Annotated in this window: 19 protein-coding genes; 6 read left to right on the top strand and 13 right to left on the bottom strand. The window is 33.6% G+C overall.

Annotated features, from left to right (window positions below):
• Positions 1-125: 125 nt before the first annotated feature.
• The 6 genes from gcvP to APR43_RS06205 all read left to right on the top strand — a co-directional run bounded on the left by gcvP (position 126) and on the right by APR43_RS06205 (position 7,559).
• Positions 126-2,975, top strand: a complete 2,850-nt coding sequence (gene gcvP / locus APR43_RS06230) for an aminomethyl-transferring glycine dehydrogenase (RefSeq protein ID WP_053470786.1) — start codon at positions 126-128, stop codon at positions 2,973-2,975.
• Between the two features lie 339 nt (positions 2,976-3,314).
• The gene (locus APR43_RS06225) at positions 3,315-4,373 is read left to right on the top strand and encodes a 3-oxoacyl-ACP synthase III family protein (RefSeq protein WP_053470785.1); all 1,059 of its coding nucleotides are present in this window, start codon (positions 3,315-3,317) and stop codon (positions 4,371-4,373) included.
• A gap of 133 nt (positions 4,374-4,506) precedes the next feature.
• Positions 4,507-5,034, top strand: coding sequence for a methyltransferase (locus APR43_RS06220; RefSeq protein ID WP_053470784.1), 528 nt, complete (start codon positions 4,507-4,509; stop codon positions 5,032-5,034).
• A gap of 88 nt (positions 5,035-5,122) precedes the next feature.
• The gene (locus APR43_RS06215) at positions 5,123-5,971 is read left to right on the top strand and encodes a glycosyltransferase (protein ID WP_053470783.1); all 849 of its coding nucleotides are present in this window, start codon (positions 5,123-5,125) and stop codon (positions 5,969-5,971) included.
• A gap of 80 nt (positions 5,972-6,051) precedes the next feature.
• Positions 6,052-6,798 (top strand): MlaE family ABC transporter permease, encoded by a 747-nt coding sequence (locus tag APR43_RS06210; protein ID WP_053470782.1) that lies wholly within the window; start codon positions 6,052-6,054, stop codon positions 6,796-6,798.
• A complete protein-coding gene (locus APR43_RS06205; protein WP_053470781.1) occupies positions 6,798-7,559 on the top strand; it encodes an ABC transporter ATP-binding protein in 762 nt (253 codons plus the stop codon). Before APR43_RS06210 ends, APR43_RS06205 begins: the two co-directional genes overlap by 1 nt.
• A gap of 95 nt (positions 7,560-7,654) precedes the next feature.
• Here APR43_RS06205 and APR43_RS06200 read toward each other — a convergent pair whose 3' ends face one another.
• From APR43_RS06200 to APR43_RS06140, 13 genes are all read right to left on the bottom strand, one after another.
• Positions 7,655-8,269: a hypothetical protein gene (locus APR43_RS06200; protein WP_053470780.1), complete on the bottom strand. Its 615-nt coding sequence runs from the start codon at positions 8,267-8,269 to the stop codon at positions 7,655-7,657.
• A 144-nt stretch (positions 8,270-8,413) separates the two neighbouring features.
• Positions 8,414-9,019, bottom strand: coding sequence for a SprT-like domain-containing protein (locus APR43_RS06195; protein WP_053470779.1), 606 nt, complete (start codon positions 9,017-9,019; stop codon positions 8,414-8,416).
• Between the two features lie 77 nt (positions 9,020-9,096).
• Positions 9,097-9,774, bottom strand: a complete 678-nt coding sequence (locus APR43_RS06190; protein ID WP_053470778.1) for an SDR family NAD(P)-dependent oxidoreductase — start codon at positions 9,772-9,774, stop codon at positions 9,097-9,099.
• A 35-nt stretch (positions 9,775-9,809) separates the two neighbouring features.
• Positions 9,810-10,781, bottom strand: a complete 972-nt coding sequence (locus APR43_RS06185; RefSeq protein WP_053470777.1) for a M28 family peptidase — start codon at positions 10,779-10,781, stop codon at positions 9,810-9,812.
• Between the two features lie 25 nt (positions 10,782-10,806).
• The gene (locus APR43_RS06180; protein WP_053470776.1) at positions 10,807-11,463 is read right to left on the bottom strand and encodes a hypothetical protein; all 657 of its coding nucleotides are present in this window, start codon (positions 11,461-11,463) and stop codon (positions 10,807-10,809) included.
• 2 nt (positions 11,464-11,465) lie between these two features.
• Positions 11,466-12,500: a D-alanine--D-alanine ligase gene (locus APR43_RS06175; protein ID WP_053470775.1), complete on the bottom strand. Its 1,035-nt coding sequence runs from the start codon at positions 12,498-12,500 to the stop codon at positions 11,466-11,468.
• 11 nt (positions 12,501-12,511) lie between these two features.
• Positions 12,512-13,222 carry an NRDE family protein gene (locus tag APR43_RS06170; protein ID WP_053470774.1) on the bottom strand — a complete coding sequence of 237 codons (711 nt, stop codon included), beginning with the start codon at positions 13,220-13,222 and terminating at the stop codon, positions 12,512-12,514.
• Positions 13,210-13,698, bottom strand: coding sequence for a hypothetical protein (locus tag APR43_RS06165; RefSeq protein WP_053470773.1), 489 nt, complete (start codon positions 13,696-13,698; stop codon positions 13,210-13,212). The genes APR43_RS06170 and APR43_RS06165 overlap by 13 nt, the downstream gene beginning before the upstream one ends.
• 5 nt (positions 13,699-13,703) lie before the next feature.
• Positions 13,704-14,084 carry a DoxX family membrane protein gene (locus APR43_RS06160; RefSeq protein WP_053470772.1) on the bottom strand — a complete coding sequence of 127 codons (381 nt, stop codon included), beginning with the start codon at positions 14,082-14,084 and terminating at the stop codon, positions 13,704-13,706.
• 9 nt (positions 14,085-14,093) lie between these two features.
• Positions 14,094-14,552 (bottom strand): YHS domain-containing (seleno)protein, encoded by a 459-nt coding sequence (locus APR43_RS06155; RefSeq protein WP_053470771.1) that lies wholly within the window; start codon positions 14,550-14,552, stop codon positions 14,094-14,096.
• Between the two features lie 7 nt (positions 14,553-14,559).
• On the bottom strand, positions 14,560-15,156 hold the full coding sequence (locus APR43_RS06150; protein ID WP_053470770.1) for a peroxiredoxin-like family protein: 597 nt from the start codon (positions 15,154-15,156) through the stop codon (positions 14,560-14,562).
• 91 nt (positions 15,157-15,247) lie between these two features.
• Positions 15,248-15,925, bottom strand: coding sequence for a Crp/Fnr family transcriptional regulator (locus tag APR43_RS06145; RefSeq protein WP_053470939.1), 678 nt, complete (start codon positions 15,923-15,925; stop codon positions 15,248-15,250).
• 277 nt (positions 15,926-16,202) lie between these two features.
• Positions 16,203-17,345: an acyl-CoA dehydrogenase gene (locus tag APR43_RS06140; RefSeq protein WP_053470769.1), complete on the bottom strand. Its 1,143-nt coding sequence runs from the start codon at positions 17,343-17,345 to the stop codon at positions 16,203-16,205.
• Positions 17,346-17,553 lie beyond the last annotated feature (208 nt).

The following is a 17,553-nucleotide window of genomic DNA, read 5'->3' as shown; positions in this document are numbered from 1 at the left end:
AATAATACTTAATTTTGCGCCACAAAAAAACAACACATTTACTATAAATTGTAATAAACCTTGTGAAATCGTATAGAAACACTCGGCAAATTACTTTTGATCTTTAAAAAAATAGACTGCTACAGATGAAAACAGATGCTTTTGCTTTAAGACACATTGGTCCAAGAGAAACAGATCTTCAACACATGTTACAAACCATTGGTGTTGACTCGATCGAACAACTTGTTTATGAAACCCTTCCGGACGATATTCGTTTAAAAGCGCCTTTGAATTTGGATCCTGCAATGACAGAATACGAATTTGCAAACCATATTCAGGAATTAGGAAAGAAAAATAAAGTTTTCAAATCATATATTGGTTTGGGTTATCATCCAACTATTGTTCCTGCGCCAATTCAGAGAAATATCTTCGAAAACCCGGGATGGTACACAGCTTACACGCCTTACCAGGCAGAAATTGCGCAAGGTCGTCTTGAAGCGATTTTAAATTTCCAAACTACTGTTATTGAATTGACAGGAATGGAAATTGCAAATGCTTCTTTACTTGACGAAGGAACTGCTGCTGCAGAAGCTATGGCTTTACTTTTTGATGTCCGTACAAGAGATCAAAAGAAAAACAATACACATAAATTCTTCGTTTCTGAAGAAATCTTACCACAAACTTTATCTGTATTGCAAACACGTTCAACTCCAATCGGAATTGAATTAGTTGTTGGAAACCATGAAACTTTTGATTTTTCAACTGAGTTTTTTGGAGCGATTTTACAATATCCAGGAAAATATGGTCAGGTAAACGATTACAGCGCTTTTGTTGCTAAAGCAAAAGAAAACGAAATTAAAGTAGCTTTTGCTGCTGATATTTTATCACTTGCTGCTTTAACTTCTCCGGGAGAAATGGGCGCTGCTGTAGTGGTTGGAACTTCACAACGTTTTGGTGTACCAATGGGTTACGGTGGTCCTCACGCTGCATTTTTTGCGACTAAAGACGAATACAAACGATCTATGCCAGGTCGTATTATTGGAGTTTCTATTGATGTAAATGGAAACCGTGCTTTACGTATGGCGTTAGGAACTCGTGAACAGCACATTAAACGTGAAAAAGCGACTTCAAACATTTGTACAGCTCAGGTTTTACTAGCGGTTATGGCCGGAATGTATGCGGTTTACCACGGACCAAAAGGTTTACAATATATTGCAAACAAAGTTCACGCATCGGCGGTTACTACTGCTGAAGCTTTAAATAAATTAGGAGTTTTCCAAACTAACACAGCTTACTTTGATACTATTTTAGTAAAAGCAGACGCTCAAAAAGTAAAAGCTGTTGCAGAGAAAAACGAAGTAAACTTCTTCTATCCTGATGCTGACTCTGTTTCGATTTCATTAAACGAAACAACTTCAATTGCCGACATCAACCAAATTATTGCCATTTTTGCTGAAGCTTTAGGAAAAGAAACTTTCACTGTTTCTGAATTAACTGCTGCAAGTCAATTACCAGCTTCATTAGAAAGAACGTCGCCTTTCTTAACGCATGATGTTTTCAACAATCATCATTCTGAAAGCCAATTGATGCGTTACATCAAAAAATTAGAGCGTAAAGATTTATCGTTGAATCATTCGATGATTTCATTAGGTTCTTGTACGATGAAATTAAATGCAGCTTCTGAAATGCTGCCTTTATCAATGCCAAACTGGAACAGCATTCACCCGTTTGCACCAGTTGAGCAAGCAGAAGGTTACATCACAATGCTTAAAAAATTAGAGCAGCAATTAAATGTAATTACCGGATTTGCAGGAACAACATTACAACCAAACTCTGGAGCTCAGGGGGAATATGCAGGTTTAATGGCGATTCGTGCTTACCATTTGTCAAGAAACGAAGGTCACCGTAATGTATGTTTAATTCCATCATCAGCCCACGGAACAAATCCTGCTTCTGCAGCGATGGCCGGAATGAAAATCATTGTTACTAAAACGACTCCGGAAGGAAATATTGACGTAGAAGATTTAAGAGAAAAAGCAATTGAACATAAAGATGATTTATCTTGTTTAATGGTAACGTATCCTTCTACTCACGGAGTTTTCGAATCTTCAATTATCGAAATCACAAAATTAATCCACGATAATGGCGGATTAGTATATATGGATGGTGCAAACATGAACGCACAAGTTGGATTAACAAATCCTGCTACAATTGGCGCTGATGTTTGTCACTTAAACTTACACAAAACATTCGCTATTCCTCACGGTGGCGGTGGACCTGGAGTTGGACCAATTTGTGTGAACGAAAAATTAGTTCCGTTCTTGCCAACAAACCCAATCTTAAAAGTAGGCGGCGAACAAGCTATTACAGCAATTTCATCTGCACCTTACGGATCTGCTTTAGTATGTTTAATCTCTTACGGTTACATCACAATGATGGGTGCTGAAGGATTAAAAAGTGCTACAGAGCATGCAATCTTGAATGCTAACTACATGAAATCTCGTTTCGAAGGTCACTACCCAATTCTTTATACTGGAGAATGCGGAAGAGCAGCTCACGAAATGATTTTAGATTGTCGTTCATTTAAAGAAAACGGAATTGAAGTTGGTGATATCGCAAAACGTTTAATGGATTATGGTTTCCACGCTCCAACAGTTTCTTTCCCAGTAGCTGGAACTTTAATGATTGAACCAACAGAATCTGAAGATTTAGCAGAATTAGATCGTTTTTGTGATGCTCTTATTTCTATTAGAAAAGAGATTGAAGCTGCAACTGCTGATGATAAAAACAATGTATTGAAAAATGCACCTCACACATTGGCAATGTTGACTACAGATTCTTGGGATTTCCCTTACACCAGAGAAAAAGCGGCTTACCCATTAGAGTATATTGCTGAAAATAAATTCTGGCCATCAGTTCGTCGTGTAGATGATGCATACGGTGACAGAAACTTAGTTTGCAGCTGTGCTCCTATCGAAGCTTACATGGAAAACTAAGAAATAGTTTTTCTTATAAATATCTAAACTCGACAAGTTTTTAAAACCTGTCGGGTTTTGTTTTTTATTTGAAATTTCAAGTTTCAGGTTTCAAGTTTCAGGTTCCAACGTAACGTGAAACCTGAAACCTGAAACCTGAAACAAAAAAAACTTTTACTACGACTTTCACTTCAATCGTTTGAAATCTCGGAAAAATTAAAAAATCATTAGAAAATAACCATTATATCATTCAAAAAATAGTTATTTCATAATTATATGCGTGCATAGTATTTTTTATGATAGTTATCATGTTTTTATTTATACTTTAGCAGGAAATTTATCGGATAATTAAGGGAAAAAATGAAAATAAAAATTATTGGCATTGGGAGTTATATTCCTAATTTAGAAGTAAAAAACACAGATTTTGACAAGCATATTTTTTTGAATGAAGATGGAACCCCTTTTGGTTACCCGAATGAAGTCGTAATAAAAAAATTTAAAGGTATTACCGGAATCGAAAATCGCCGTTATGCCGAACCTCAATATACAGCATCAGATTTAGCCTTTTTTGCAGCTGAAAAAGCAATTGCAAATGCAAAAATCGATGCCGAAACTTTAGACTACATTATTTTTGCCCACAACTTTGGCGATGTAAAAACCGGAACGCATCAAACTGATATTTTACCAAGTTTAGCGACTCGTGTTAAAAACAAATTAGGTATTAAAAATCCTAAATGTGTGGCTTACGATATTCTTTTTGGATGTCCGGGCTGGATTGAGGGAGTTCTTCAAGCCAATGCATTCATTAAATCTGGAATGGCAAAAAGAGTGATGGTAATTGGTGCCGAAACGCTTTCAAGAGTTGTTGATGATCACGATCGTGATTCGATGATTTATTCTGACGGAGCCGGAGTTTCTATCTTAGAAGCTTCAACTGATGAATCTGGTCTTTTATCTTATGAAAGTGCTACTTATGCTAATGATGAAGCAAATTATCTTTTCTTCGGAAAATCATACAATCCAGATTTAGATCCAGATATTAAATACATCAAAATGTACGGTCGTAAAATTTACGAGTTTGCTTTGAGCAATGTTCCATTAGCAATGAAAAGCTGTTTGGATCAAAGCGGAATTGCCATCGACGATGTGAAAAAAATCCTGATTCATCAGGCAAATGAAAAAATGGACGAAGCCATTATCGAACGTTTCTACAAATTATACGACAAAACGGCTCCTGCAGCTATTATGCCAATGAGTATTCATGATTTAGGAAACAGCAGCGTTGCAACCGTTCCAACTTTATACGATTTAATCCTTCAGGGAAAAATTGAAAATCAAGAAATCAACAAAGGTGATGTTATCATTTTTGCTTCTGTAGGAGCCGGGATGAATATCAATGCTTTTGTTTATAGACACTAGTCTCAGTTTACAGTCACAGTATTCAGTTTAACAGACTGTAAACTGTGACTGAGACTGAAAACTAAAAAAGTCCGCATCTTAATAGTGCGGACTTTTTTAGTATATTTGCGCCTTTGCTGATAAAAAATAAAAAATGTACGAAAAAACATTTCCGAATAAGAGATTCAAACTTACCTTAGAGTTTTTACAAAAGCACGTTAGCACATCAGAGACCATTTTTGATTTTGGTGTTCCAAATCCGTTTTCTAAAATAATGGAAGAAAATGGGTATACCGTAAAAAATACAAAAGGCGAAGATTTAGACAACGATCAAACGGCTTTGCAAACAGAAGATTATACTGTTTTTACAGCATTTGAAATTTTCGAACATTTGCTAAATCCATACACGATTTTAGAAAATGTAAAATGTGATAAATTGCTAATTTCAATTCCGTTACGTTTATGGTTTTCACCGGCATATCGCTCAAAAACTGATATGTGGGACAGACATTATCATGAATTTGAAGACTGGCAGTTAGACTGGCTTTTAGAAAAAACGGGATGGAAAATAACAGACCGTTTACAGTTTACACACCCAGTAAAAAAGTTTGGATTGAGACCTTTATTAAGATATTTCACTCCGAGATATTATCTTGTTGTTGCTGAAAAAGTCAAGAACTAAGATTGCAGATTAACGATTTTTGATTTTTGATTTATAGATGACTTTCACACAATCTAAAATCTAAAATCTAAAATCTAAAATTTTTCACATGAAGTACTATATCGTCATTCCCGCGCACAACGAGCAAGATTTAATTGGCCTGACTTTACAATCATTGGTTTCTCAAACTGTTTTGCCATCAAAAGTTGTGGTTGTAAATGACAATTCTACTGATAAAACAGAAGAAGTTGTTTTGAGTTTTGCAAAGGATAATCCGTTTATTTCTGTTGTTAACAAAACTTCAGATGCGATTCACCTTCCGGGAAGTAAAGTAATTCAGGCTTTCCAGAAAGGTTTTGAAACGCTGGATTCTGATTATGATATTATTGTAAAGATAGACGGCGATTTAATTTTTCCTTCTAATTATTTCGAAACCATAATTAAACATTTCGAATCTGATCCCAAAATCGGAATGGTTGGCGGATTTTGTTATATCGACAAAAACGGCGAATGGGTTCTTGAAAACCTAACCGACAAAGACCATATTCGCGGTGCTTTAAAAGCATATCGCAAGGAAACTTTTCAGCAAATTGGCGGTTTAAAACCTGCAATGGGTTGGGATACTGTAGATGAATTACTTTGTAAATATTACGATTGGAAAATTGTTACCGATGAATCTTTACATGTAAAACATTTAAAACCAACAGGCGCTAATTACAACAAAACAGCTCGTTATAAACAAGGCGAAGCTTTTTATACTTTAGGTTATGGTTTTTGGATCACGGCAATTGCTTCGGCAAAACTGGCGATGATGAAGAAAAAACCTTTCCTCTTTTTAGATTATATCAAAGGATTTTTGAAAGCTAAAAAAGCTAAAACTCCTTTATTAGTTACCTCTGAACAAGCTAAATTTATTAGAAATTACCGTTTACAAAAAATGAAACAAAAGCTTTTCTAGTTTTTTAAAACTTAAAAAACTGTAAAGTGAAACGGTAAACTGTAAACTAATCCTTAATTTAGCCAATATTTGTAAAACTTATGATGCTAATTCGTTATTTATCCCAAATAGGAAGATATTTTTTAATGCTTAAAGAAATTTTCAATAAACAGACCAAATGGCCTGTTATGAAAAATTTGATTTTCAAAGAAATCGATGACTTAATAATCGACTCTCTTGGTATCGTTTGCTTTATATCTTTTTTTATTGGAGGAGTTGTTGCCATCCAAACGGCTTTAAACTTAACTAATCCATTAATCCCAAAATATTTAATTGGTTTTGCTACACGTCAATCGGTAATTTTGGAGTTTGCTCCTACTTTTATTTCGGTAATTATGGCCGGAAAAATGGGATCTTACATTACTTCAAGTATCGGGACAATGCGTGTTACAGAGCAAATTGATGCTTTAGAAGTTATGGGAGTTAATTCCTTAAATTACCTTGTTTTCCCTAAAATAGTAGCTTTATTAATGTACCCTTTTGTAATTGGTATTAGTATGTTTTTGGGAATTTTTGGCGGATGGCTTGCTTGTGCATACGGCGGATTTTCGACCAGTCAGGATTTTATTCAGGGTGCTCAAATGGAATTTATTCCGTTTCACATTACATATGCCTTCATTAAAACTTTAATTTTTGCAATGTTATTAGCTACAATTCCATCTTTTCACGGATATTACATGAAAGGTGGAGCATTAGAAGTGGGTAAAGCAAGTACGGTGTCATTTGTTTGGACATCTGTTTGTATTATTCTTTTTAATTATATATTAACTCAATTATTATTAGGATAATGATAGAAGTAAAAAATATAGAAAAATCATTTGGTGACAGTAAAGTTTTAAAAGGTGTCTCTACCGTTTTTGAAACTGGAAAAACCAACTTGATTATTGGACAAAGTGGATCTGGTAAGACTGTTTTATTAAAAACTTTACTAGGAATTCATACACCAGATTCTGGAACAATTGAATTTGATGGTAGAGTTTATTCTGAATTAGATCCGGATGAAAAAAGAGAATTAAGAACTGAAATTGGAATGGTTTTTCAGGGAAGTGCCTTATTTGACTCAATGACTGTTGAAGAAAATGTCGCTTTCCCTCTAAAGATGTTCACAAACGATAATAAAGCTAAAATAAAAGAACGCGTTGATTTTGTTTTAGAAAGAGTAAACTTGGTTGATGCACACAAAAAACTTCCTTCAGAGATCTCTGGAGGTATGCAGAAACGTGTGGCGATTGCCCGTGCGATTGTAAATAATCCAAAGTATTTGTTTTGTGATGAACCAAACTCTGGTCTTGATCCAAATACCTCAACTTTGATTGATAATTTAATTAAGGAAATTACAGAAGAATACAATATCACAACCGTAATTAATACGCACGATATGAACTCTGTAATGGAAATTGGAGAGAATATTGTTTTCTTAAAAAAAGGAGTAAAAGCGTGGCAGGGAACTAAGGAAGAAATCTTTATAACTGACAACAAAGACATTGTAAAATTTGTTTACTCTTCAAATTTGTTTAAAAAAGTACGCGAAGCTTATTTGAAAGGCTAGAAGCTTTTTAAATTTCAATTAAAAAAATTCCAAATTCCAATTTACTAAGATTGGAATTTGGAATTTTTTTATTGGAATTTTTATAATAATTCTCTCTAATATTTTTTGCTTAAACCTAAACCAACCGTCACTCCTGCGCCAATAAAAGTGTATTTTCCAAAATTTCCAAAAAGCTTAACACCAACACTTGGAATTATGGCATTATAGATTAGTCTGGATTTCTTTTTTGAATAAAACCATTTGTAATTAGCTTCAAAGGGTACACCATAATAACTTATAGATTTAGCAGAAAAAACCTTTTCAGATTCAAACTCTTCAGGATCAATTGATTCTATTAGTTTTTTCATTTCTAAATTATTGCGGCTAACCCCAACCGAAACGCTATAAGAATGATTAGAGCTCAGCCAGCGTCTTCCATATAAAAAAGCATATTCTTTATTGTCTTCAGATTTATAATATCTCGGCATTATGATATAATTATCTGATCTTTCAGAATATCCTACTGCATTTGTAAATCTAAAAGTAAAAAGATTTTCTCCGGTTTGATAATTCAATTCCAAACCTCCGGAAATACCGACACTCTGACCAATTGTAGGTCCTCCAAAACCTTCAAAATAAATTATTGGATTTGAAGTTTTATTGGTTTCTTGTGCATAAATTGAATTCGAAAGCATTAGAACAAAAGTAATCTGAAGTAGTTTTTTTATCATAATCTATTTATAAGAATGAAATAATTTTCTAAATATAGTGTTTTAAAAATTCCAAATGAAACAGGAAATCTCAATAAAAAAATTCCAAATCCCAATCTTAATAAAATTGGAATTTGGAATTTAATATATTGGAATTTTTATATTCTAATGATTACCCGGCAAAAGTTCAACCTCAGCATTTGGGTTAAATAGATAGGTCTTTCCTGAACTTATTTCGAGGCATTCAAAACGTTTTGTTCTAACGGCTATTTTCTTGAATATTTTTCCGTTTTTAATTCGGAAGATACTTCCGTAGGGAATTTCAAAAACATAGTTCTTATCACTCTCTTTATCGTATTGTTTTAGTGCCAAAGATAAAGTCGTGTCTGTATCACTACTTGCCGAAGGATTTTTAAAATGACGCGCCAATAAAGGCAGTAAATGACTCGGAAATATTTCTGGTCTTATAAAAGGAACCATTAAACGTTGAAAAGAATATTTCCATTCATTTCCGTGTGGTTTTATATTTCTTCCAAATTTTTCGAAAGCAACTAAATGGGAAATTTCATGAATCAGTGTAATCAAAAATCGGTACTTATTTAAACTCGCATTAACCGTAATCTCATGTTTACCGCTCGGCCCTCTCCTATAATCACCATGACGCGTCTGACGCTCATTTACGATTTTAAGATGAACCTGATTGGCTACAATCAAATCAAAAACAGGCTTTACTGCATGTTCCGGAATGTATTTTGCTAATGTATCGCTCAAAATAATTATGAATTATAAAGTATGAGTTATGAGTTGTTTTTCAATTGGAATTTGGAATTTAAAAATTGGAATTTCAATTACGGATTAGTTGACGAAACCTCTAAAACTTTTCCATTAAAATATTTATTTCCATTTAATGTAAAATCATAAATATAAGTCGCCATTCCTTCAGCAGAAATTGGAGCTTGATACCCTGGGAAAGCCTCATTTAGCATTTCGGTTTGTACAGAACCCAAAGCTAGAACATTAAACGAAATACCTTTCTCTTTATATTCTTCTGCTAATAATTCGGTTAAAGTAATTACAGCGCCTTTACTGGAACTGTAAGCCGCTAATCCTGCAAATTTCAAACTTCCTCTTACGCCGCCAATTGAACTTATAGTTACAACGTGGCTTCCTTTTTGCAAATATGGAAGACAAATTCTTGTAAGATTTGCCACTCCAAAAACATTTACTTTATAAATTCTCTCAAAATCAGCCTGAGTGGTTTCTTCAAAAGGCTTCCAGATCAAAGCACCTGCATTATGAACTACAGCATCTACTTTTTTCCATGTTGAAGAAAGAAAATGATCAACTTCATTCAATGCTATTTCATCTGCCAAATCAATCGAAAGGCAAGTAATATTTTGATGTTCTAATAGTGTTTGTGGAATTTTTCTTGAAATCGCTAAAACCTGATTTCCGGCATTGGCAAACTGCAATGCTAATTCATATCCAATTCCTCTACTCGTTCCGGTAACAATAATATTTTTCATGCAGCAAAAATAAGCAAAACCAAAATAATGAACTGTTATTTATTCATTGTAATTTCTTCTGTTGGAGTTGTCGCAATTTTAGTTACTGCTGGTAAAAACTCCTGAATAAAAGCCGTCATATGCGGAATATCCATTACTTTAAATTCATCTGAAACGTGGTGATAAAAATCGAAATTTTCAAAATCAAAAGTACTTATAGATTGGCACGGTTTCCCGAAAGCTTCAAAAAACGAAAAATTATCAGATCTGTAAAACAATTTATATTCGGCTTCTTTTGGTAAAAATCCAATTGTCTTTTTCCCCGTATATTCATTTATTTTTTCGGCCATATTCGATTTATCAAAACCTGTAATGTATGCCAAATAATCACGTTTCATAGGAACGCCAATCATTTCGATATTTAATTGAGTATATAAATTAAAGTTCTTTGCTTTAAGTTTCGGAGCCATACTTTTTGATCCCAAAAGCCCTTTTTCTTCTCCAGCAAAAAACACAAAAAGAATACTTCTTTTATTAGAATGGGTTTTACTGAAATATTTTGCCAATTGCGCAACAGCAGTTACGCCCGAAGCATCATCATTGGCACCATTAAAAATTTGATCTGCTTGTTTCTTTTTTTCAATTCCGATGTGATCGTAGTGCGCGCTTAAAACAACATATTCATTTTTAAGAACCGGATCTGTTCCTTCTAAAACGCCAACAATATTAAAAGCCGGAGATTTAAAATTAGTCAACGTATCTCGATAAGAAGCGAAATACGGTTTTACATTATTCTTCTTAAAGAAATCTTCTAAAAAAACTGCCGCTTTTTCTATTCCTTTTGTTCCCGTTTCACGTCCTTCTAATTCATCTGAAGAAAGAAATTTTAAAAAATCAGAAACTTCAGATTCTTCCACTTTATAAGTGATCTCAGTTGATTCTGATTTCGATTCTTTTTCACTGACTGTTGGTGTACTTGTTTTACAAGCAATAAAAACTAATGGAAGTAGAAAGTATAGTTTTTTCATAAACGAAAATTTGATGCTCTTTAGATTAAATTTCTAAAACTGCTGATTTAAAATATTTTTTATACACTTTAAATACCTGAATACTTCCCAGAATTATAAAAAAAGCGGGAATAAAAACCGGTATTATATACTCTGAAAAATGATTCGTTTTTTGAAAAAAAGTCTGCAAAATTACAATCAAACTAAACATCCCAAAAAAAACACCAATCAAAGTTCCTGCAATATAATAATATTTTAACTTTCTTTCGATGGTAATGTACTTTCCGTTAAGCAAATATAAATTCCAGCTCGCCCAAAAAGGCAGCTGTAAAAAATTGAAACAGTTTAAAATAATCCCAATTACAAACGGAGAATAGATTAAATAGTTCTGTAAAATTCCGTTTGATTTTGTTTCCTGATTAAAATTGAAATAAAAAGCAAAGGCCAGAACAAACATAAATCCTACCGCAAAAAAATCAATAATCTTCATTAATTTTTTATTGTTCATGAGTTGTTTAGCAAAAAGCAGCGTGAAATAAATAACAAAAGTTTCGACTACAATAACTCCAAATAAAAAGAAAACTAAATCATGAAGTCCTGATTTGGTATAAATTTCTAATCCAACAAGGTTTAAATATCCTAACGGAATTGATCCCAGAAAACTCACGACAAATCCAACTAAGCTATTTTTTAAACTTTTCATTTTTAAAAATTCATGATTTTATTGTTTTGTGCCAAATGCAATTTGTATTCGCGCATTCCTACTTTGTAATCTAAATAGGGAACTCCCATTTTATGGTTTTCAACACTTATTTCATACATATAAGTAATATGTCTTGCCAGTTCTTTCCAAGCAAACCATACGGAATGTTTAGGATCGTAAATATGTGTAGGCTCGCTCGCGGCTCCGTTGAGTTCTACAATTTGAAAATTTTCTCCTCGTTCTAATTCTTCAAATGTGTTATACATGATATCGAAACGTCCGAAATAGAATCCCGGAATTTGAGTTGCAACTTCATTAATTGTCTTTGTTAATTCTGGTGTTATCCAATCGCTGCCGTCCAAAAATTTTGCGCCTCGGGCATGATTCCCAAACGGAACTAAATTTAATGTTTCGTCTTTAGGCAAAATTCGTTGCAATTCCTCTCCATATTCTTCTTTTAAAACCTCAAACTGTAGTTCAAATCTGGGAGTTTGTTTGATTAAATCTTCAATAGTAGATTTTCCGTCACCGGTTACGATCAAAAATTCTTTAGAAACAATTCCTGTAATTTTTCCGTTTTTTTGAAGCGGACGGCGTACATAAAAAATACCGACTTCTTTTTCAAACGGAATAAGATCCTGCAGTAAAAAATCAAAATTTGCTTTACTCGCATAATCAGTCAATTCTGAAACTGTTTTGATTTTCTTTACGCCGGAACCTCGCAATCCAATATCTGGTTTTGCGATTAAGGGAAAATAGATTTGTTTTTCGACCAATAAATTGACTATATCTTTTAACTCCGATTTCTCCCGAATCAAAACTGTTTTGGGATAATGTTTTTTGGGCAGTAAATCGTAAATCTGTTTTTTACTTTCCATAATAAAACCGCCATTTTTAATTTTGGGATTGGAGGCATTAAAGAAGAAAATTGATCTTGCTTTGACTGCATAATAAGCCCAAAGAAAATAAATAGGAAAGTACAAAACCTGAAAGGGCCAATATTCCCAATTGGTTACTTTGTGAAAAAATAGTTTCATAGGTTTACATTTTAAATTCGAATAAAAGAGGTTGAAAAATCTTCTGTTTTTATTAAGTCGTAATATTTCATTGCGCCTTTATTTTGTTCAGTAACTACTTGCGTCACACTTAAGGTTTTCATCACATTTTCTCTGTTAATGATTAAACCATTTTGCGCGTCATCGCTGTGTGTATTTTTATGAAAATCGAGCATATCCAGAGCCGAGATTTCATTTTTATCTTTTACAAAATCAAAGAACCAATTGGCTCTTTCTTTTCTAATTTCCTCAGGATATAAAGTAACCGATGACCAAATGTAGTTTTGGGTTTCATCCAGCTTTGTTGTTCTTTTACTGAAACCATCCCAAATCAATTCATACAAAACTTTTTCCTGATATAGAACCAGCGTAAAAGGTTCTATATTATCGAGATCAATTTGTTTCCAAAAATCTTTTGGTGAATCCTTTTCGATAATATCCAGAACAATTAATCCGCGGCTTTTTCTATACGGAAGTGCGGGAATGTGTTTTGTAATTCCGCCATTTAATAAAACCAAAACAGTTCCGTTTTCATCCATTGCAAACCAGGTTCCTCCTGCTTTTGAATCTTTTGGATACATTATATTTTTACCGTTGTGACAATAATTTCTTGGCACAACAGCACCGGGACGAATTACTTTTTCGTCCCGGTTTGAAGTAATAATGGCAACTCCTTTATTATTAATAAAACTTACTGTACACATTGTTTTCTATATTCGATAGTCGAGCGCGCTACGCCAAAATTGTCATCTACTAAAATATTTTCAAATTGCAGTACAGCCACTTTTATTAAAGCCTGATGATGCACGCAATGTTCCAAATTATAAAGCAATTCTCTATAATAATTACTTTGAATTCTCATATTAAGTCCGTCAATAAACTGCTCCAGAAACATTATTTTATTCTCGCTTTGCAATCCAGCTTTAATTTCGGTAATACATTGTTTTGCAAATTCGGTTTCGGTTTGAATTCTGATATTTCTCTCGCGGTTATCATAATTTATAATTCCCGACTCGTATCCGTTTTGAAGACATTGAAACATTTCAAGGATATGTCTTGTGTGTTCGCCAATAGTGGCATTGCTTAAAGCCTGGCAGGATTTTGAATAATCTTTATCAGATAATTGATTTAATAAATCTGTTAACTCATCTAAACTGCGGCGTATTGATTTTAGTAACATAACTTTTAATTTAGAAGATTAAACAATTTGTTTTTATTGAAATAAAGCAAACCTAAACTGCATAATAATGTAATAACAGCTAAAGCAAAAAGTAATCCGCCGTCGTTTTGAACCTCAATACCTAAAACAAATAAGTGAGACAAAATAGCTCCAATCATAATTCCGGCTGCGCCAAAAGCACCAAGCCAGATTGTTTTCGGTATTAAAATCAAAATTGCAGCAATTAATTCGGCAATTGCAGAACCAATTCTTCCGTATGGTTCTACGCCTAAAGTCGAGAAAATATAAATACTTTCTTCTGCCCCGCTGAATTTAAAAAACAAGGTTTGCAATAAAATTACTGAAGCCGTTATTCTCAAAATCCATTGTATAATTTCGTTTTTCATAGCTTCGAGTTATTTGTATATTTTTTTCCAGTTGTTATCGGCCTTCACTTTTAACTCTGCTTCATCCGGATTCCAGCTTTTCAGCGTATTATTAAAATAAGCATTGTAGAACAGATAAAGTTTTCCATCACTGATTTTAAAAGTCTCTGGATTAATTTCTACTTTTTTACCTGCACTTCCCATTGCATAAGCGCACCATCCGCCATATTGAGGTTCATATTTTGATGGATTTTTTAAGAACGCATTTTTATTTTCAGCCGATGAAAAATTATAAGTCACTCCCTGATAGGAAGTTGAAATTTCTTTTTTCCCTTTAACTGCTTTTCCCTGATTAAAATACCCAACCGGATCATAACCCTGAATCCCTGTTTTATTTTCTAAATTATACTGGCTCACTCTTTTGGCATCATTTTGAGCAAATGAACTGCCTGAAACTAAAATCAATAACAATAATACTATCTTTTTCATCTTTGTTTTATTTAAGGTTTTTTAATACTGACACTAATAATTCTGTGGAAATACGCTGTTTAATATCTGGCGAGATATATTCAAAAAGGATATCGGCCTCAGTATTAACAACAAAAACAGAAGGAACAGGCAGCAAACTGGTATTGATTCCTTTAGAATGTACGTTAATTACTGATTTGTAGTTTTCCGGAACCTGATAAGCAATTCCTACGGCTTTTATCAATTCTCCTTTTGAATCAGAAAGTAAGGTGTATTTTACTTTGTCCTTTTCTTCTGTAATTTTTAAATTTTCTGGAGAATCCGGACTTACGGCTATAATTTGATAACCTAAGTCGATGATTTGTTTTTCGGCTCCAGCCAATGCCTGCAAATGTAAATTGCAATACGGGCACCAGCCGCCGCGATAAAAAACAAGAACTGTTTTTTTCTTTTTAAGTAATTCTGAAAGGTTTACATCTGCATTCTCAGCAGTTTTTAAAGTAAACTCCGGGATTTTTTCTCCTATTAATAAAGGAGCAATATCAAGCGCAGATTTAGGAATCTCGCTTTGCGCGTGAGCAGCCGAGGTTAGCGCTGCCACAAAAATTAAAAGCATTTTTTTCATAGTGTAGTGGTTTTACATCTTTTTGATGATGTAAAATTATTGTACTATGAAAAAGCAAAATGTCGGCTAATTTACACTTCGCTTAAAATAATTATAATTTGGTTATATCCTGAATGATAATTTCTTTTCTGTTATAACTTATGAGCTGGTTGGTTTCCATTTCATTTAGTAATTGCGTAGCAGTCTGTCTTGAAGTACAGATGATTTGCGCAATATCATTTTGGGTTAAATAATTTTCAATTGCAACTGTATTTCCGTTTCTAACACCTTCTTGTTCTGCCCAGTCTTTTAGGAATTGGTACAATCTCGTTTTGGCATCTTTAGAAATTAAATTGGCATAACTATTTTTAACACGCTTCATTTTTAAACCAACAAATTTGGTATATGAAATAGCCAATGTTGGATTTCGCAGCAATAAATCTTCAAAATCAGACATTAAAAAACTGCAGATTACCACATCATCAGAAAGTACTTTTGCATATTCTTCGACTTTATTATCTGTTTCTAAAGTCAATTCGCCAAATAAATCTCCTTTTTGAATAATGTCTTTTATCGTTTCATTGCCATCATCATCAATGGCAACAATTTTTATATTTCCTTTTTTAAGTAAAAAGATACGGGGTACATCTGAAGAAGAAAAATAAATGATTTCTCCTTTTGCTGCTTTTTTAAAACCGGTAATAATACACAATTGCTTGATTTGTGAATAACTCAGCGTTCTAAACAATTTATGATCCCGCAAGTACCAATATTTTAAATCTTCGTACATAAAAATTAAATCTGTTGGTGTAAATGTAATTAATTTAACAATTGCGTGATTATCTTTCTGATAAGTTTTAAGCACGCGGATTATACAGATTCGCTACCGCGAAAACGCCGATAAAACGGATTTCTATTATTTTTGAAAATAAAAAATCCGCGTCAATCTGTGTCTTCGCGATAGCGAATCCGCGTCATCAGCGTTCAAATTATAGTTTAGCTGGACAACAAAAAACCCTTTCGAAGCAGAAAGCCTGAAAGGGTTTTAAATATATTTAAGAGAAAAATTATCCTGCGATAACAGATCTTGAAATAACGATTTTTTGAATCTCTGAAGTTCCTTCGTAAATCTGAGTGATTTTTGCATCGCGCATAAAACGCTCTACATGATACTCTTTTACATAACCATTTCCTCCGTGAATCTGGACTGCTTCAACTGCCGTGTCCATTGCAACTTGCGAAGCAAATAATTTTGCCATTGCACCACTCACGTCATAATTTTTATGCTGGTCTTTATCCCAAGCCGCTTTCATACATAAATGACGTGCTGCTTCGATATTCACCGCCATGTCTGCCAGTTTAAAAGCAATTGCCTGGTGGTTGCAGATTTCTGTTCCAAAAGCTTTACGCTCTTTAGAATATTTCAAAGCCAGTTCATAAGCTCCGGAAGCAATTCCTAATGCCTGAGACGCAATACCAATTCTACCTCCGGCAAGCGTTTTCATAGCAAATTTAAATCCGAAACCGTCTTCACCAATTCTATTTTCTTTCGGAACTTTTACATCACTAAACATTAAAGAGTGTGTATCAGAACCGCGAATTCCCATTTTTTGTTCTTTTGGACCAACAGAAAAACCTGGCATATCTTTCGTCATGATCAAAGCATTGATTCCTTTATGTTTCAATTCAGGATGCGTTTGTGCAATTACTAAATATACAGAAGCTGTGTTTCCGTTTGTAATCCAGTTTTTTGTTCCGTTTACCAAATAATGGTCGCCCATATCAATCGCAGTTGTTTTTTGCGAAGTTGCATCACTTCCTGCTTCCGGCTCGCTTAAACAAAAAGCTCCGTGAATTTGACCTGAAGCTAATCCCGGTAAATATTTTTGTTTTTGTTCTTCTGTACCAAACTCTTGTAATCCCCAGCAAACCAAAGAATTATTTACAGACATTACTACAGAAGCCGAAGCATCAACTTTAGAAATTTCTTCCATTGCAATAACATAAGAAATTGCATCAAGTCCGCTTCCGCCGTATTTTGGATCAACCATCATTCCCATGAACCCAAGTTCACCCATTTTTTTAACCTGCTCGGTTGGAAAAATTTGTTTCTCGTCGCGTTCAATAACTCCGGGTAATAATTCATTTTGAGCAAAATCTCTTGCAGCTTGCTGAATCATCAAATGTTCTTCGGTAAGATTAAAATCCATAGTTTTATTTTATTGTTTTTTCTAAACTGAATTTAGAATTCAGTTTTCGTGGTTTTTTATTTGTTTTTTTTTGAAAAGCCAATTTATGGTTAAAAGGCTTCCAAAGATAATTTTTAAATGCGGATTTTACAATGCATGCATATAAATTTAATAGATCGACAAGAATAACGATAACGTTTTCGTAATAATTTATGATTTGCTTCAAACA

The organism is Flavobacterium sp. NLM, from assembly GCF_002210235.1.
Classification (GTDB): Bacteria; Bacteroidota; Bacteroidia; order Flavobacteriales; family Flavobacteriaceae; genus Flavobacterium; species Flavobacterium panici.
This window is presented reverse-complemented; position numbering and strand designations above follow the sequence as displayed.

What these genes read in the sequence shown, in the direction of transcription:
- gcvP (WP_053470786.1), top strand. Translation starts at nt 126, where the DNA reads ATGAAAACAGATGCTTTTGCTTTAAGACACATTGGTCCAAGAGAAACA.
- APR43_RS06225 (WP_053470785.1), top strand. Translation starts at nt 3,315, where the DNA reads ATGAAAATAAAAATTATTGGCATTGGGAGTTATATTCCTAATTTAGAA.
- APR43_RS06220 (WP_053470784.1), top strand. Translation starts at nt 4,507, where the DNA reads ATGTACGAAAAAACATTTCCGAATAAGAGATTCAAACTTACCTTAGAG.
- APR43_RS06215 (WP_053470783.1), top strand. Translation starts at nt 5,123, where the DNA reads ATGAAGTACTATATCGTCATTCCCGCGCACAACGAGCAAGATTTAATT.
- APR43_RS06210 (WP_053470782.1), top strand. Translation starts at nt 6,052, where the DNA reads ATGATGCTAATTCGTTATTTATCCCAAATAGGAAGATATTTTTTAATG.
- APR43_RS06205 (WP_053470781.1), top strand. Translation starts at nt 6,798, where the DNA reads ATGATAGAAGTAAAAAATATAGAAAAATCATTTGGTGACAGTAAAGTT.
- APR43_RS06200 (WP_053470780.1), bottom strand. Translation starts at nt 8,269, where the DNA reads ATGATAAAAAAACTACTTCAGATTACTTTTGTTCTAATGCTTTCGAAT.
- APR43_RS06190 (WP_053470778.1), bottom strand. Translation starts at nt 9,774, where the DNA reads ATGAAAAATATTATTGTTACCGGAACGAGTAGAGGAATTGGATATGAA.
- APR43_RS06185 (WP_053470777.1), bottom strand. Translation starts at nt 10,781, where the DNA reads ATGAAAAAACTATACTTTCTACTTCCATTAGTTTTTATTGCTTGTAAA.
- APR43_RS06180 (WP_053470776.1), bottom strand. Translation starts at nt 11,463, where the DNA reads ATGAAAAGTTTAAAAAATAGCTTAGTTGGATTTGTCGTGAGTTTTCTG.
- APR43_RS06175 (WP_053470775.1), bottom strand. Translation starts at nt 12,500, where the DNA reads ATGAAACTATTTTTTCACAAAGTAACCAATTGGGAATATTGGCCCTTT.
- APR43_RS06170 (WP_053470774.1), bottom strand. Translation starts at nt 13,222, where the DNA reads ATGTGTACAGTAAGTTTTATTAATAATAAAGGAGTTGCCATTATTACT.
- APR43_RS06165 (WP_053470773.1), bottom strand. Translation starts at nt 13,698, where the DNA reads ATGTTACTAAAATCAATACGCCGCAGTTTAGATGAGTTAACAGATTTA.
- APR43_RS06160 (WP_053470772.1), bottom strand. Translation starts at nt 14,084, where the DNA reads ATGAAAAACGAAATTATACAATGGATTTTGAGAATAACGGCTTCAGTA.
- APR43_RS06155 (WP_053470771.1), bottom strand. Translation starts at nt 14,552, where the DNA reads ATGAAAAAGATAGTATTATTGTTATTGATTTTAGTTTCAGGCAGTTCA.
- APR43_RS06150 (WP_053470770.1), bottom strand. Translation starts at nt 15,156, where the DNA reads ATGAAAAAAATGCTTTTAATTTTTGTGGCAGCGCTAACCTCGGCTGCT.
- APR43_RS06145 (WP_053470939.1), bottom strand. Translation starts at nt 15,925, where the DNA reads ATGTACGAAGATTTAAAATATTGGTACTTGCGGGATCATAAATTGTTT.
- APR43_RS06140 (WP_053470769.1), bottom strand. Translation starts at nt 17,345, where the DNA reads ATGGATTTTAATCTTACCGAAGAACATTTGATGATTCAGCAAGCTGCA.